This window comes from Hwangdonia seohaensis, from assembly GCF_031932625.1.
GTDB classification, from domain to species: domain Bacteria; phylum Bacteroidota; class Bacteroidia; order Flavobacteriales; family Flavobacteriaceae; genus Hwangdonia; species Hwangdonia seohaensis.
In genome coordinates, this window is the sequence record NZ_JAVSCK010000002.1 from 575,186 (window position 1) to 592,050 (window position 16,865).

The 16,865-nt window shown below is 37.9% G+C and carries 10 protein-coding genes; 7 read left to right on the plus strand and 3 right to left on the minus strand.

What is annotated here, in order from left to right; genetic code table 11:
• Nucleotides 1-149: 149 nt before the first annotated feature.
• Both lon and RNZ47_RS07780 read right to left on the minus strand, forming a co-directional pair.
• A complete protein-coding gene (lon, locus tag RNZ47_RS07775) occupies nt 150-2,600 on the minus strand; it encodes an endopeptidase La (protein WP_311938541.1) in 2,451 nt (816 codons plus the stop codon).
• A 181-nt stretch (nt 2,601-2,781) separates the two neighbouring features.
• On the minus strand, nt 2,782-3,432 hold the full coding sequence (locus tag RNZ47_RS07780) for a rhomboid family intramembrane serine protease (RefSeq protein ID WP_311938543.1): 651 nt from the start codon (nt 3,430-3,432) through the stop codon (nt 2,782-2,784).
• A gap of 54 nt (nt 3,433-3,486) precedes the next feature.
• Here RNZ47_RS07780 and RNZ47_RS07785 point away from each other — a divergent pair, with 54 nt between their 5' ends.
• Nucleotides 3,487-4,368 carry a lysophospholipid acyltransferase family protein gene (locus RNZ47_RS07785; protein ID WP_311938545.1) on the plus strand — a complete coding sequence of 294 codons (882 nt, stop codon included), beginning with the start codon at nt 3,487-3,489 and terminating at the stop codon, nt 4,366-4,368.
• A gap of 130 nt (nt 4,369-4,498) precedes the next feature.
• Here the strand turns inward: RNZ47_RS07785 and glmM are convergent, their stop codons facing one another.
• A complete protein-coding gene (glmM, locus tag RNZ47_RS07790; protein WP_311938547.1) occupies nt 4,499-5,887 on the minus strand; it encodes a phosphoglucosamine mutase in 1,389 nt (462 codons plus the stop codon).
• 81 nt (nt 5,888-5,968) lie between these two features.
• Here glmM and RNZ47_RS07795 point away from each other — a divergent pair, with 81 nt between their 5' ends.
• From RNZ47_RS07795 to uvrA, 6 genes are all read left to right on the plus strand, one after another.
• Nucleotides 5,969-6,565 (plus strand): acyl carrier protein phosphodiesterase, encoded by a 597-nt coding sequence (locus RNZ47_RS07795; RefSeq protein ID WP_311938548.1) that lies wholly within the window; start codon nt 5,969-5,971, stop codon nt 6,563-6,565.
• Entirely contained in the window at nt 6,562-8,265 is a 1,704-nt protein-coding gene (gene ggt / locus RNZ47_RS07800; RefSeq protein ID WP_311938550.1) for a gamma-glutamyltransferase, read from the plus strand. The genes RNZ47_RS07795 and ggt overlap by 4 nt, the downstream gene beginning before the upstream one ends.
• Nucleotides 8,266-8,353: 88 nt before the next feature.
• Nucleotides 8,354-9,082 (plus strand): hypothetical protein, encoded by a 729-nt coding sequence (locus tag RNZ47_RS07805; protein ID WP_311938553.1) that lies wholly within the window; start codon nt 8,354-8,356, stop codon nt 9,080-9,082.
• A gap of 184 nt (nt 9,083-9,266) precedes the next feature.
• Nucleotides 9,267-12,530: a VCBS repeat-containing protein gene (locus RNZ47_RS07810; protein WP_311938555.1), complete on the plus strand. Its 3,264-nt coding sequence runs from the start codon at nt 9,267-9,269 to the stop codon at nt 12,528-12,530.
• Nucleotides 12,531-12,543: 13 nt separating this feature from the next.
• Nucleotides 12,544-13,878, plus strand: a complete 1,335-nt coding sequence (locus tag RNZ47_RS07815; RefSeq protein WP_311938557.1) for a vanadium-dependent haloperoxidase — start codon at nt 12,544-12,546, stop codon at nt 13,876-13,878.
• A 121-nt stretch (nt 13,879-13,999) separates the two neighbouring features.
• Nucleotides 14,000-16,831 (plus strand): excinuclease ABC subunit UvrA, encoded by a 2,832-nt coding sequence (gene uvrA, locus RNZ47_RS07820; RefSeq protein ID WP_311938559.1) that lies wholly within the window; start codon nt 14,000-14,002, stop codon nt 16,829-16,831.
• Nucleotides 16,832-16,865: the final 34 nt, after the last annotated feature.

Consider the following 16,865-nt stretch of genomic DNA (forward strand, 5'->3'; position numbering starts at 1 on the left):
AAACCTTTAAAACCCCGTGTTTTTTCACCGAGGTAGTTTACTGCCACAAAGTAAACAAATCTATCTTAAAACGATGGCATGTGTCTTTTATTTTAAAACATAAAAAAACCTCGATTTAAAAAATCGAGGTTTTTAGACTTTAAAGTAAATTATAACTTCTTTGGATTCTTTACTTTTTGATTTGTGAGCGCCAGTTTAATGACATCGCTCATATCGGATACGTAATGAAAGGTTAAACCTTTTAAATACTCTGGTTTGATTTCTTCAATATCGCGACGGTTTTCCTCGCAAAGTAAAATTTCTTTAATACGAGCGCGTTTAGCAGCCAATATTTTTTCTTTAATGCCACCAACAGGAAGCACTTTTCCACGAAGTGTGATTTCGCCGGTCATGGCTAAACTTTTCTTCACTTTTCTTTGGGTGAACAGCGATACCAACGAGGTTAACATTGTAATTCCCGCACTTGGGCCATCTTTTGGAGTAGCGCCTTCTGGCACGTGAATATGCACGTTGTATTTGTCGAAAATTGAGGCATCAATACCAAATTCATCCGCATTGGATTTTATATATTCCATAGCTATGGTTGCCGATTCTTTCATCACTTTTCCAAGGTTTCCGGTAATGCTTAAATTCCCTTTTCCTTTGGATAAAATAGATTCAATAAACAGAATATCGCCCCCAACGCTCGTCCACGCTAAGCCCGTAACCACGCCAGCAACATTATTGTTTTCGTATTTATCGCGCTCTAATTTCGGACCGCCCAAAACTTCAATAATATCTTCATTTGAAATTTTGATATTGTAATCTGCTTCCATAGCGATGTTTTTAGCGGCATATCGTACCATTTTCGCTATTTGTTTTTCCAATCCACGAACACCGGATTCACGCGTGTAACCTTCAACAATTTTTTCCAATTGAGGTTTCGCAATTTTCATATGCTTATCGGTTAAACCGTGCTCTTTTAATTGTTTTGGCAATAAATGACGTTTTGCGATTTCTACCTTTTCTTCAATCGTATAGCCGGTAACATTTATAATTTCCATTCTGTCGCGTAAAGCGGGTTGAATGGTAGACAAACTGTTGGACGTTGCAATAAACATGACTTTTGAAAGGTCGTAGCCCATTTCTAAAAAGTTATCGTAAAACTCGCTGTTTTGCTCCGGATCCAAAACTTCCAACATGGCAGAAGACGGGTCGCCTTGATGCGAATTTGACAGCTTATCAATTTCATCTAAAACGAAAACCGGGTTTGATGTACCAGCCTTTTTTAAACTTTGAATGATACGCCCTGGCATCGCGCCAATATAGGTTTTACGATGCCCGCGGATTTCCGCTTCGTCACGTAAGCCACCCAACGAAATACGAACATATTCTCGCCCTAAAGCTTCGGCAATCGATTTTCCTAAAGATGTTTTACCAACTCCCGGAGGCCCATATAAACAGAGAATAGGCGATTTCATATCGTTACGCAATTTTAAAACTGCCAAATACTCTATGATGCGTCGCTTAACATCTTCCAATCCGAAATGGTCGCGGTCAAGAATTTTTTTAGCGCGTTTTAAATCGAATTTGTCTTTGCTAAATTCGTTCCAAGGTAAATCCAAAAACAACTCTAAATAATTGCGTTGAATTGAATATTCGGCCACTTGTGGATTCATGCGTTGCATTTTGGCAATTTCCTTGTTAAAATGCTTTGCCACCTTCTCGTCCCATTGCTTTTCCTTGGCACGTAATTTCATCTCCTCTACTTCTTCATCATGACTTACGCCGCCCAATTCCTCTTGAATGGTTTTCATTTGCTGATGTAAGAAATATTCACGCTGCTGTTGGCTCATATCCATCTGAACCTTAGATTGGATATCGTTTTTAAGTTCCAATTTTTGAAACTCAACATTCATAAACTTAAGCGTTGCCAGTGCACGTTCCTTTAGATTGTTCATTTCTAAAAGTGCTTGCTTTTCATCTACAGAAAGATTCATGTTAGACGATACAAAATTTATCAAAAACGAATTGCTTTCAATATTTTTTATGGCGAAAGACGCCTCGCTCGGGATGTTCGGGTTTTCCTTAATAATCTCCAGCGCCAAGTCTTTAATAGAATCTATAATAGCCGAAAACTCCTTGTTATTTAAGGCGGGTTTTGCCTCAGCCATATCTCGAATGGTTGCATTCATATACGGTTTTTCGGTAATAACCTCGGCAACTTTAAAACGCTTTTTACCTTGAATAATAACCGTTACGTTTCCATCGGGCATTTTTAAAACACGAAGGATTCTCGCTACGGTACCTGTTTCGTAAATATCTTTAGCCGTTGGGTTTTCTACCGATTCGTCTTTTTGGGCCACCACACCAATAACTTTACTGCCTTTGTTGGCATCGTTAATTAGCTTGATTGAGGTATCTCGACCAGCGGTAATGGGGATAACAACCCCCGGAAACAATACGGTATTTCTTAACGAAAGAATAGGTAGCGTTTCTGGCAATTCTTCATTATTTATTTCTTCTTCATCTTCGGGTGTCATTAACGGAATTAACTCTGAATTTTCATCAAATTCCTGTAATGACAAACTGTCTAGTGTTATAAAATTGGATTTCTTCATATATATATTTAAGTCAATTTGTCATTAAAACAAACTGCTTTTTATTTTTTGGGGTTTACAAATAAAAGTAACAATCTGAATATCAGGCATTTAAATAGTATTCTGTAATGATATTCACTATATAAATTCAATAGCTATGCCAATTATCAAATTTCAAAGTCCAAAGTTGGAAAATCAGTAATTACATCTTCCCCATACGCTTTAAAACATACAATAAAATTATGGGCAATGCCAATAAACCAATCATTAACAAACTGGTTTTAAACAGCCATGGGGCTAGTATTAAAGTAATGATATAACCGCCAACAGCACCGCCAAAATGGGCATCGTGACCTATATTGCCAATTCTGTTTTTCATGCCGTAAATGGAATAAAGCAAATAACCAATACCAAAAAGATAGGCCGGAATGGGGATAGGTATAAAAAACATGTACAAACTCATTCCAGGTTGCAACAAAATAGCTGAATAAATAATACCGGAAACCGCACCACTCGCCCCAACGGCGCTATAATGGTATTCGTTTTTATGGAAATAAAGCGACAATAAACTCCCTAAAATCAAACTGCCCACATAAACAATTACAAAACTAAATGTATTCAATGCATTGATAACCACATCTGCGAAAAAAAACAGGGTGAACATATTAAAAAACAAATGGGCATTATCGGCATGTAAAAACCCCGAACTAAATATTCTTATTTGTTCGCCTCGTTTTACCGCGCCAACATTAAACTTGTATTTTTCAAAAAAGCCATAATCGCCAAATCCTTTATACGATATAATAACATTGGCTGCTATAAGTATTATTGTAATTAAATCTATTTTGCCCATAAATCTTTAAAATGAATTAATATATCTTTGCCGCTACAAATCTAAAATTAATTAATGCAATTTCTAGTTTATATTCTTGTTTATCCGTTTTTGTGGTTAATTTCTATATTGCCTTTTAGGTTGCTTTATTTACTTTCCGATGGCGTTTATATTTTACTATATCACGTAATTGGTTACAGAAAAAAAGTGGTTACCAATAATTTAAAGCTTGTTTTCCCAAATAAACCTGAAGCTGAATTAAAACGGATTAGAAAGGCATTTTACAAACATTTATGCGACATGTTTTTGGAAATGGCAAAAACGATGAGCATTTCGGAAACGGCATTAAAAAAACGCTTTAAAATTAAAAACCCAGAGGAATTTAAGCGTTTAGAATCTTTAAATAAAAGCATCCTGTTAATGTACGGGCATTATGCGAGTTGGGAATGGTCTTTGGAGCTTCAAAACCATGTAAGCTACAAAGGCTTTGGCGTTTATAAAAAACTTGCTAATAAATATTTTGATAAGTTGGTACGCAATATCCGTTCTAAATACAACACCACATTAATTAGTACAAAAGAAACTATTGGTGTTATTAATCAAAATGAAGAAAAAGGTATAAAAAGTGCCATTGCATTTTTAAGCGACCAGTCGCCACGACTGACAAAAGATGTGTATTGGGGTGAATTTATGGGTGTTAAAGTACCCTGTTTTACAGGTGCCGAACGGTTGGCCAAAAAACTAGATTTAACCATTGCTTACTTGAAGGTGAGCAAGGTAAAACGCGGTTTTTACGAGGCTGAAATCATGACGCTTGCCGAACACCCAAAAGACTTCAAAAATTATCAACTTACCGATATGTTTTTACGTGAAGTTGAAAAGCAAATTTACGAAGCACCCGAATATTATTTTTGGACGCATAAACGCTGGAAGCATCGGGAGAAAAAGGCTCAATAGTTTTTTATCAAAAGATACGATGAGTTTTTTTGAGACACAGCAATCTCATTAAATTAAAAATGATTTTTATACAGATTGCGTATCGCTCCAAAAGACGCGATACGCAATGATAGATTAATTATTTCATCGACTAACCTTTAGCGATCTCACCAATCTCCTCAATAAATTTATCGGCTAATCCATCGGCTTCTTCTTGCGATTTTGCTTCGGTATAAATTCTAATAATAGGTTCGGTATTGCTTTTGCGCAGGTGTGCCCAACTTTCGGAAAAATCAATCTTTACGCCATCAATAGTGGTTAATTGCTCGTTTTGGTATCGGCTTTCTATCGTTTTTAAAATACCGTCAACATCTAATCCTGGTGTTAACTGTATTTTCTTTTTGCTCATAAAATAATTAGGATAGGTTTTACGCAATGCGCTCACACTTATTTTCCTTTCGGCCAGTAAACTCAAAAATAAAGCCACTCCAACCAAAGCATCGCGCCCGTAATGCGAGTCAGGATAAATAATACCACCATTGCCTTCGCCACCAATAACCACATTGTTTTTTTTCATCAACTTAACCACATTCACTTCGCCAACGGCACTCGCTTCATAGGTGCCTCCATATTTTTCGGTAATATCGCGTAAAGCTCGGGTAGAGCTCATATTGCTTACCGTATTCCCTGGGGTTTTACTCAACACGTAATCGGCACAAGCCACAAGCGTATATTCTTCACCAAACATATTTCCGTTTTCATCCATAAAGGCCAATCGGTCCACATCGGGGTCTACCACAATTCCAAAATCCGCATTTTCTTCAACTACTTTTTTTGATAAATCGCCCAAGTGTTCTTTTAAAGGTTCTGGATTGTGAGGAAAATGGCCCGTTGGCTCACAAAACAATTTAACAGTATGCACGCCCAATCGCTCTAAAAGCGAGGGAATGGCAATACCACCTGTAGAGTTTACGCCATCAACAACCACTTTAAAATTGGCAGCTTCAATAGCTTTTGCGTTTACCAACGGCAACTTTAAAACCTCATCAATATGCAAATCTATATAAGCATCGTTTTTTGTTATTTTCCCTAAGCTGTCCACATCGGAGAATTCCATAGTGTCACTTTCGGCAATTTCTAAAATTTTCGCTCCTTCAACAGCATCCAAAAACTCACCTTTTTCATTTAAAAGCTTTAAAGCATTCCATTGTTTTGGGTTGTGGCTTGCTGTTAAAATAATACCGCCATCGGCATGCTCCATAGGAACGGCTATTTCAACGGTCGGGGTTGTCGATAAGCCTAAATCAATCACATGAATGCCCAAACCAACCAAGGTATTCATCACTAAATTCTGAATCATTTCACCGGAAATACGCGCATCTCTGCCCACCACAACACGGTAGTTTTCTTTATTGCGTTGCTGTTTTAACCAAACGCCATAAGCCGATGCAAATTTAACCGCATCAATAGGTGTTAAATTATCGCCTACTTGTCCGCCAATGGTTCCTCGAATTCCTGAAATTGATTTTATTAATGTCATTACCCGTTTTTTATTAAAATTAAATACAAATATACAATTACAAAATGGTAAATGTTAAATCGTAATTCGTAAATTTCGCAAATGAATTACTTAGCGCATATTTATCTTTCGGGTGAAAACGACCTCGTAACCATTGGCAACTTTATGGCAGATGGGATTAAAGGAAAAAAATATAAAAAGTATGCCAAAGATATTCAAATTGGCATTTTATTGCACCGCCACATTGATACCTTTACCGATGCGCACAAAACCGTTAGAAAAAGCACTAAGCGACTGCACAAAAAATACGGACATTATTCGGGTATTATTGTCGACATTTTATACGATCATTTTCTAGCAAAAAATTGGAGTCGTTATTCCGATATTCCTTTGGAAGACTATGCTAATACGTTTTACGATTCGCTGGAAGAACATTACCATATCCTGCCCATTCGCATTCAAAAAATGATGCCATTTATGATTGCTGACAATTGGCTGCTCAATTATGCGTCTGTTGAAGGTATTCAAAGGGTTTTGGAAGGCATGAATAGGCGTACAAAAAACCGTTCGGGAATGGATAAAGCCGTAAATGAATTGGAAGTGTTTTACACCGATTTTGAAGCTGAATTCACTTCTTTTTTTGAAGAACTTGTCGAATTTTCCAAACTTAAACTAAAAGAACTAAACAGTAATATATGAAACATTTTATCTCACTTTTTCTGATTGTATTTTTAATTATTTCTTGTAAAAAATCCGGAGCATCGTTAACTGATAAAACTTCAAAGAGAGGTTTAATTACCCAAAAAGCCATGGTGGTTTCAGCACGTGTGGAAGCCTCCAAAATTGGTAGCGATATTCTAAAAAAAGGCGGTAATGCTTTTGATGCTATGGTGGCTACCGAATTAGCTTTGGCGGTTTCCTTTCCCTACGCTGGAAATATTGGCGGTGGCGGTTTTATGGTGTACAGAAAAAATAATGGCGAAATTGGCAGTATTGATTACCGGGAAAAAGCACCGTTAGCCGCAACAAAAGGCATGTACTTGGATGCTGAAGGTAATGTAATTCCAGAAAAAAACACTTTAGGCGCTCTGGCAGTTGGAGTTCCGGGTACTGTTGCCGGTGTATTTGCTGTACATGAAAAATTAGGTTCTTTACCCATTGAAACTATTTTAAAGCCCGTAATAGATTTGGCCAAAAATGGTGTTGTGGTGACCAAAAGACAGGAAGAAAGAATTAAGCATTTTCAGCCGTATTTTAGAAAGGCAAATAAAGATTCCATTATTTTAGAACAGCCTTGGAAAGAGAACGACACCATAAAATACAATGCATTAGCAAATACTTTGGAACGTATTTTACAAAATGGCAGAGACGAATTTTACAAAGGTGAAACCGCTAAAAAATTGGCCAGCTTTATTCAAGAAAATGGTGGTATTATTACTGAAGAAGATTTAGCAAAATACGAAGCTAAATGGCGCACACCAATTACCTTTGATTATGACGATTTAAAGGTGATATCCATGTCGCCGCCATCAAGCGGAGGGATTTGTTTGGCGCAAATCATGAAAATGGTTGAGCCTTATCCATTGCATGAGTTTGGGCATAATTCATTAAAATCCATTCAAGTGATTACCGAAGCCGAACGTCGTGCCTATGCCGATAGAAGCTTCTATTTGGGTGATCCGGACTTTGTAAACATTCCGAGCAATACCTTAATTGATGCTTCGTATTTAAATGAGAGGATGGATGATTTTTCGTTTGAAAAAGCCACAAAATCCAGTGATGTGTCGCATGGCACTATTCAAATTATCGAAAGCAACGAAACCACCCACTATTCTGTTGTCGACCAATTTGGCAATGCCATTGCTGCCACAACAACTATAAATGCGGGGTTTGGTTCAAAATTATATTGCACAGAACTTGGGTTTTTCCTAAACAATGAAATGGACGATTTTAGCAGCAAACCCGGAGTTCCCAATATGTTTGGTGTTACTGGTGGGGAAGCCAATAGCATAGCGCCGCAAAAACGCATGTTGAGTTCGATGACACCGACTATTGTTGAAAAAAACGGCGAATTATTTATGACCTTGGGAACTCCCGGAGGTTCAACAATTATCACTTCGGTATTGCAAACCATTTTAAATGTACACGAATTTGATATGACCATGCAAGAAGCGGTAAATGCACCTCGTTTTCATCACCAATGGTTGCCTGACGAAATTAGGATGGAACCCCATGCTTTTGATGCAGATTTGATACATCAGCTTAAAAAATTAGGGTATATCATTAACGAAAAAGATGAACCCGTAATTGGTAAAGTCGACGGAATCATGGTTTTAGAGGACAAAACGTTAGAGGGTGGTGCAGATCGTCGAGGAGATGATACGGCTGTCGGTTTTTAACATTTTCCCTTCACTTAGTCCCTTATATTTAATAATTTAGTCATCTCATTATCTTTCTTTTAAAGTTAGGTACCAAAGGTTTATTGTTGTGAAGCCCAAATCAAAATCAAAAAAAATATTCAAAATAGTTACGGGGGTTATTATTTTCCTCACCCTACCAAGTATTTTGTTTTTTGGTTTCGTCTTTTTTAAATACAATGAAGATCTTCCAACGGGGATTCAGGGCGAAAAAGCTGATGCTTTGGCTTATAAAATGCTGGAAAGCTTAAATTATGAAGCCTATAAAAACACCAATTATATAGAGTGGACTTTTAAAAAGCGGCACCATTTTGAATGGAAAAAGAGCGAAAACAGATGTGATGTGTTTTGGAAAGAATACCGCGTTAATCTGAACCTTGAAAACTATGCCTTAAGCAAAGTATATGTACATAGTTTTAAAATGAAAGGCGACATGGCAGAAGGGTTGATAGAAGAAGCTATTAAGATTTTTAACAACGATTCGTTTTGGCTTGTTGCACCATACAAAGTGTTTGACGAAGGTGTTGAACGCAGATTGGTAAAATTGGATAACAACGAAGAAGCCCTTTTGGTAACCTACACCACTGGTGGCACAACCCCCGGCGATTCTTATTTATGGCTGTTTGATGAGGCCGGCAAACCGAAAAGCTTTAAAATGTGGACTTCGCTTCTCCCAATTGATGGTTTAGAAGCCACTTGGAGCGATTGGACGACCACCGAAAGTGGCGCCCAATTACCAACATTCCATAAATTGCTGATTATTGGTATTGAAATGGGCGTTGTAAAAGGAACAATTTAATCGCTATTTTATAGAATTTTATTCCAACAAACGCATTAACTTATAAACATTGGTTTTTTAATAACCAAACCCCTGCAGCTTCAAATTTACAAGCAAAAAACGTATATTGCTGCGATGTTTTTGCTATGCAGTATTCAGTATCAAGTACAACAAATCAAAGGTTTTAAAATAATGTTTTTCCTAAATGAATAATTTCAAGTTAATAATAGTACTCCTAGGGTTTCTAATGGTATCCTGTAGTCAAAAAAAAGACCCATTGTTTATTAGTGCCGCATCGCAAAATACGGGACTCAACTTTAAAAACACCATTACCGAAACCAACGATTTAAACATTTTAGATTACATCTATTTTTACAACGGAGGCGGTGTTGCCATTGGAGATATAAACAATGATGGCTTACAAGATATTTTCTTGTCCGGTAATCAAGTAAAAAACAAACTATACCTAAATAAAGGAAACCTTCAGTTTGAAGACATTACGGATAAAGCCAATGTTGGCGGTAATAGCTCTTGGAATACTGGTGCCATTATGGGCGATGTAAATGGCGACGGTCTTTTAGATATTTACGTTTGTGCGGTTGTGGGCTTAAACGGTTTTAACGGGCATAACGAACTTTACATTAATAATGGCGACGAAACCTTTACCGAAAAGGCAGCCCAGTACAAACTCGATTTTCAATCTTACAGCACTTCTGCAGCGTTTTTGGATTATGATTTAGATGGGGATTTAGACCTCTATCTTTTAAACCATGCGGTGCATACTGACGATTCGTACAAAGGGGTTAGCATACGCCAAAAAAGAAATGATAAAACAGGCGATAAACTGCTGCGAAATGATGGCGGGACCTTTACCGATGTAAGCGAAATTGCCGGTATTATTGGAAGTATTAGCGGTTACGGTTTAGGTGTTAGCATTGCCGATTTTAATCAGGATGCCTATCCGGACATTTATGTGGGCAATGATTTTTATGAAGATGATTACTATTATTTGAATAATGGCGATGGTACTTTTTCCGAGAAATTAAGAGAGTATTTTGGGCATGCCAGCAGGTTTTCCATGGGAAATGATGCGGCAGATATAAACCATGATGGTTGGCCAGACCTCATGTCGTTGGATATGTTGCCCGAAGACGAAGTGGTTTTAAAATCCTCGCAAGGCGATGATAACGTGCAAACGCAAAACGTTAGAAAGCTAATGTTTGGTTATCATTATCAATTTACACGAAATATGCTGCATGTAAATCAGCAAAATTCAAACTATTTGGAAACCGGATTGTTAAGCGGTGTTGCCGCAACCGATTGGAGCTGGAGTTGTCTTTTTGCAGATTTTAACCAAGATGGAATGCAAGATATTTTTGTAACCAACGGCATATTAAAACGCCCCAACGATTTAGATTTTACCAACTTCTTTTCAAACGATAAAATCCAGAACAATATAAACGATTCCAAATTAATGAATCAGGAAGCCTTGGACGCTATGCCATCTGGAAAAGTTAGCAATTATATGTTTAAAGGCAATGACAATTTAGTTTTCAAAGATGTTTCAGAACAATGGATTCCCGATGAAAAACTGGTCTCCGGGGCAACCGCTTTGGCAGATTTGGATAACGATGGCGATTTGGATATTGTGGTAAGTAATCTTAATGAAAAAGTTTCGCTATACGTTAACCAAACTAATAATCAGCCAATAAACAAAACCAATTACCTCAAAATAAAATTTAATTATACCAACCCAAACGCTTTTGGTATTGGCACCAAGGTTTTCGCATATCACCAGGGCAAACTTCAGTATAAAGAACTATACACGGCTAGAGGTTTTCAATCCTCTTCGGAACCCATCATTCATTTTGGTTTTGATACGATTAAAAACATAGATTCCTTAAAAATAATATGGCCCAATAAAACGAGCCAAACCATTAAAAATGTGGCGTTGAACCAGACCTTAACCGTAATACCTAGCGGAACAACACCTTTTGATTACAAGTCGCTTTTAAATGATCAAAAAAAACTGTTTAAAAAATTAGATGATAATTTAGGCATTGATTTTACACATGTTGAAGACAAATATCTCGATTTTAACCGACAGAAGCTTATTCCGTACCGCGTTTCCGATCGAGGGCCAGCGATTGCCGTTGGGGATTTAAATAACGATGGAAAAGAGGATGTTTATTTTGGTGGCTCAAAACAAAAGGCATCAAAAGTGTTTTTTCAAACAGATACTGCCTTTGCCGAAAAAAGAATAAATAGTGTGGCTAACGATTCGATAAAAGAGGATGTCGCGGCTATTATTGCCGATTTTAATAACGATGGGAAAAACGATATCATTATTGGATCTGGCGGTGGCGATTATTCAAATAAAACCAAACCACTGCTCGATAGTTATTTTTTACAAAATAATAATGATTTTATAAGTGAAACGTTTCCTGAATTTTACGAAAATGCTTCGGTAATAATTGCAAATGATTTTGATAATGATGACGATTTGGATGTTTTTATCGGGAGCAATGCCGTGTCAAACGATTTTGGCAGTATTCCCAATTCTTATATTTTAAAAAACGAAAACGGCAATTTTGCAATAGTAGAAAATGAAGCCCTGCAAAAAGCCGGAATGATTACCGATGCCGTTTGGGATGACTATAATAATGATGGTCAAGTTGATTTAATTGTAGTTGGCGAATGGATGGCGCCAAAATTCTTTAAAAACAATAATGGCGTTTTTACCGAAGAACAGCTTATTGATTCTAGCTTAAATGGACTTTGGCGACAAATTATACCTTTTGATATTGATAATGATGGCGACACAGATTACCTTTTAGGAAATTGGGGCACCAACTCAAAATTTAAAGCTTCACCCGAACACCCCATGCGTATGTATCACGCCGATTTTGATGGAAACGGGCGCACTGAAACCATAGTGTGCACCTACCGAAATGGCGCATATTATCCACTATTGGGTCTGGATGAACTTGCAGGTCAACTGGTTAAATTGCATAAAATATTTACAGCTTACAAAGATTTTGCCGGTCAACCCATTGAGGCTATTTTAGGTAAAAAAAATCTTGAAAAAGCCACTGTTTTGGAGGTTGACGAGCTTAAATCGGGTTACCTAAAAAACGAAAACAATCACTTTACGTTCGTGCCTTTTAAAAATGAATTGCAAGTATCGCCCATAACATCATTTTTAAGTTTCGATTTTGATTCCGATGGACAAGATGAAGTTTTGGCTGCAGGAAATTATTTTGGTGTTACACCCTTTCATGGTAAATTCGATGCCTTCCCGGGAGCACTCATTAAAAATGAAAATGACATGGTTTTAGGCAATAAAATAGGACTCGATTTTAGCGATAAGGCCATAAAAGGTTTAAACATCATTCATTTGGATGAAAAACCGTATTTGTTAGTCACAATCAATAACAACAAGGCTCAGGTTTACCAACTTTTAAAATAGCTTTTTATAAAATATGAAATTAAAAAAAGTTTCCGTTTTACTACTTTTATTGGGTATATGCGTTACCTCGTGCAAAGACAGCGCAGAGCCTATAGTCATAACTCCCAACCATTTTCACGCTTCGGTAGATAAGGTTATCGAAGTTATGGTACACGATATATTTTCACCGCCCGTGGCTAGTCGAATATTTGCTTACCCCAATATTGCGGCTTACGAAATTATGGCTCAAAACGATAGCACATATCAGTCGCTCAAAGGGCAGATTACACATTTAAAAGATATTCCCAAGCCTGATGATTCCAAAACAATTAATTATCCATTAGCTGCTTTAATGACGCATATTGAAGTTAGTAAGCGGTTGATTTTTTCCGAACAGCGCATCGAAGCCTTTCGCGATAGCTTATACCACATTTGGGAATCTAAAAACAAAGCAGAGTTTGACGCATCAAAAAACTACGCTTTACAGGTCTCTAACTTTATTACAGATTGGTTAAATAACGACAATTACAGTCAAACCCGAACCATGAACAAATTCGACCTCGACCCCAATAACGAAGCTCGATGGCAACCCACGCCACCCGCTTATATGGACGGTTTAGAACCACATTGGGGCAAAATACGTCCGTTTGTTATAGATTCAGCTTCACAGTACAGACCGGTTCCGCCACCTCCATTTTCAATGGATGAAGATTCAAATTTCTATAAAGAACTCAAGGAAGTTTACGACATCAGCAATAAAATAACTGAAGATGGCGATGAATCCGAAGAAGTATTAATAGCCCGATTTTGGGATTGCAACCCCTACGTTTCGGTAACCCGTGGCCATTTAATGTTTGCTGTAAAAAAAATCACTCCGGGGGCACATTGGATTGGTATCACAAAAATTGCCTGTAAAACCGAAGATGCCGATTTTAACCGTACCGTTTTTGCCTATACAAAAACCTCTATAGCCATTGCCGATGCCTTTATTAGCTGTTGGGACGAAAAGTACCGAAGTAACTTGGTGCGCCCCGAAACGCTGATTAACAAATATTGGGACGACGATTGGAAACCCATTTTACAAACTCCGCCATTTCCGGAATACACGAGCGGACATTCGGTAGTTTCCGGTGCTGCATCAACAGTGTTGACAGCCATTTTTGGAGACGATTTTAGCTTTTTAGACGATACAGAAACTGCTTATGGCCTGCCAATCCGTCCATTTCCTTCCTTTAATGTCGCCGCTCAAGAAGCCGCTATAAGTAGGATGTATGGTGGTATTCACTATAGAGCTGCTGTAGAAGTGGGCATAGGTCAAGGCATAAAAATTGGCGATTTGGTAAACGTCCGTTTACAGATGAAAAATTAGAATTGTTTCTTGGTGTCGTACTCGAATCAAGGCAAATATCTAATTCCAAATCTTAATACTCTAAATAAAACTTCACAAGATTTTAACATCTAAAATCGTATCTTTGCAACTTTGCATTTCTATGACCAATTTCGAAGAATCTATTGAAGTAAAAGGCGCACGCGTTCACAATCTTAAAAACATTGATGTGTCCATTCCACGTGAAAAACTCGTAGTTATTACGGGTTTGTCGGGTAGCGGAAAATCATCTTTAGCTTTCGATACCATTTATGCCGAAGGGCAACGCCGTTACATTGAAACCTTTTCGGCTTATGCCAGACAATTTTTAGGTGGATTGGAACGACCGGATGTGGATAAAATTGATGGCCTATCCCCCGTTATTGCCATAGAGCAAAAAACAACCAGCAAGTCGCCACGCTCTACCGTTGGTACTATTACCGAGATTTACGACTTTTTGCGCTTGCTTTTTGCGCGTGCCAGTGATGCCTATAGCTACAACACAGGCGACAAAATGGTAAGTTATAACGACGAACAAATTAAAGAACTCATCATTAGTGATTTTAGCGGAAAACGCATCAATATTCTCGCTCCGGTTGTACGTTCCCGTAAAGGGCATTATCGCGAATTATTCGAGCAAATTGGCAAGCAAGGCTTTGTAAAGGTGCGAACCGATGGCGAAATTCGGGATATTGTTAAGGGCATGAAACTCGATCGATACAAAACCCATGATATTGAGATTGTTATCGACAGATTGGTTATTGACCAAACCGTAGATAACGACAAACGGCTTACCGAAACCATAAACACGGCTATGTACCATGGCGACGATGTGCTTTTGGTAATCGATCAAGATACTCAGGAAGCGCGCTATTTTAGCCGAAATTTAATGTGCCCATCATCTGGGATTTCATATCCAAATCCGGAGCCAAACAATTTTTCTTTCAACTCGCCAAAAGGCGCCTGTTCAAATTGTAACGGTATTGGGGAGTTGTATCAAGTTAACGAAGGCAAAATTATTCCAGACGATTCGCTGTCCATAAAAAGCGGTGCATTAGCGCCTCATGGCCCAGAAAAAAACTCATGGATTTTCAAGCAATTTGAAACCATTGCGCAACGTTTCGATTTTAAATTAACCGACCCTTTTAAAACTATTCCCGAAGAAGCCAAACACATGATTCTGTACGGTGGCAACGAAAAGTTTTCAGTTGAAAGTAAAACTTTGGGCGTTACTCGCGATTATAAGATAGATTTTGAAGGTGTTGCAATCTTTATTGAAAACCAATACAAAACGGCCGAATCGCGCTCTCTTAAACGTTGGGCAAAAGATTATATGGATAAGATTAAATGTCCAGTTTGCGAAGGTTCTCGATTGAAAAAGGAGTCGATTTACTTCAAAATAAACAATAAAAACATAGCAGAACTTGCCAATAAGGATATTGTTGAATTAGCCGATTGGTTTAACGATTTGCACAATCACCTATCGGAAAAACAATTAAAAATAGCCGAAGAAGTTGTCAAGGAAATTAAATCGCGACTTCAATTTTTATTAGATGTTGGCTTAGATTATTTAGCCTTAAATAGAAGCTCAAAATCACTTTCAGGAGGCGAGGCACAGCGCATTCGCTTAGCAACCCAAATAGGCTCACAATTGGTTGGTGTGCTTTATATTTTAGACGAACCAAGTATAGGGTTGCATCAGCGCGATAACGAAAAACTCATCAATTCATTAATCGCGTTACGCGATATTGGGAACTCCATCATAGTGGTTGAACACGACAAGGATATGATTGAGCGATCGGATTACGTAATTGATATTGGTCCAAAAGCAGGGAAATATGGTGGCGAAATAATCAGTATTGGAAATCCGGACGAATTAAAAGCGCACGATACACTTACTGCCGATTATTTAAACGGCAAAAAAGAAATTGAAATCCCCAAAAAGCGCAGAAAAGGAAATGGTAAATTTTTAGAGCTTAAAGGCTGTACCGGGAATAACTTGAAAAATGTTTCGGTTAAGTTTCCTTTGGGGAAAATGATTGGTGTTACCGGTGTTTCCGGTAGTGGAAAATCGACGTTAATCAACGAAACGCTCTACCCTATTTTAAATGCGCATTACTTTAATGGCGTTAAAAAACCCATGCCCTATAAAAGCATTAAAGGCTTGGAACATATTGATAAGGTTATCGATATTAACCAATCCCCAATTGGGCGAACACCGCGCAGCAACCCCGTAACCTATACAGGGACGTTTAGCGAAATTAGGGCCTTATACGCTAAAATTCCCGAAGCGATGATTCGTGGCTACAAAGCGGGTCGTTTTAGTTTTAACGTCGCTGGCGGACGTTGTGAAACTTGTAAAGGCGGTGGATTGCGAGTGATAGAAATGAATTTTCTTCCCGATGTTTATGTCGAGTGCGAAACCTGTCAGGGCAAACGCTTTAACCGTGAAACCTTGGAAATCCGTTACAAAGGAAAATCGATTAGTGATGTTTTAAACATGACGATTAACGAAGCGGTTTCATTTTTCGAGCATATCCCAAAAATTAGCAGAAAACTTAAAACCATAAAGGATGTTGGCCTGGGCTACATCACATTGGGGCAGCAAAGCACAACACTTTCCGGTGGCGAAGCACAGCGCATAAAACTTGCTACCGAATTAAGCAAACGCGATACCGGTAACACCTTTTATATTTTAGACGAACCTACTACCGGTCTTCATTTTGAAGACATTAGAGTACTCATGATTGTGCTCAACAAGCTCGTAAACAAAGGCAATACAGTCTTGATAATTGAACATAATTTAGATGTTATTAAAACAGTTGATCACATCATTGATATTGGCTACGAAGGCGGAAAAGGTGGCGGACAAATCATTGTTGAAGGGTCACCCGAAGACATTATTAAACATAAAAAAAGCTATACGGCTAAGTTTCTTAAAAAAGAATTACAGTAGGTTTTTCATTTTAAAAAGTTAGAATTTATCATCT

Bases quoted from the DNA above. Each gene is read 5' to 3' on its own strand.
- lon (WP_311938541.1), bottom strand. From the start codon at position 2,600: ATGAAGAAATCCAATTTTATAACACTAGACAGTTTGTCATTACAGGAA.
- RNZ47_RS07780 (WP_311938543.1), bottom strand. From the start codon at position 3,432: ATGGGCAAAATAGATTTAATTACAATAATACTTATAGCAGCCAATGTT.
- RNZ47_RS07785 (WP_311938545.1), top strand. From the start codon at position 3,487: ATGCAATTTCTAGTTTATATTCTTGTTTATCCGTTTTTGTGGTTAATT.
- glmM (WP_311938547.1), bottom strand. From the start codon at position 5,887: ATGACATTAATAAAATCAATTTCAGGAATTCGAGGAACCATTGGCGGA.
- RNZ47_RS07795 (WP_311938548.1), top strand. From the start codon at position 5,969: ATGAATTACTTAGCGCATATTTATCTTTCGGGTGAAAACGACCTCGTA.
- ggt (WP_311938550.1), top strand. From the start codon at position 6,562: ATGAAACATTTTATCTCACTTTTTCTGATTGTATTTTTAATTATTTCT.
- RNZ47_RS07810 (WP_311938555.1), top strand. From the start codon at position 9,267: ATGAATAATTTCAAGTTAATAATAGTACTCCTAGGGTTTCTAATGGTA.
- RNZ47_RS07815 (WP_311938557.1), top strand. From the start codon at position 12,544: ATGAAATTAAAAAAAGTTTCCGTTTTACTACTTTTATTGGGTATATGC.
- uvrA (WP_311938559.1), top strand. From the start codon at position 14,000: ATGACCAATTTCGAAGAATCTATTGAAGTAAAAGGCGCACGCGTTCAC.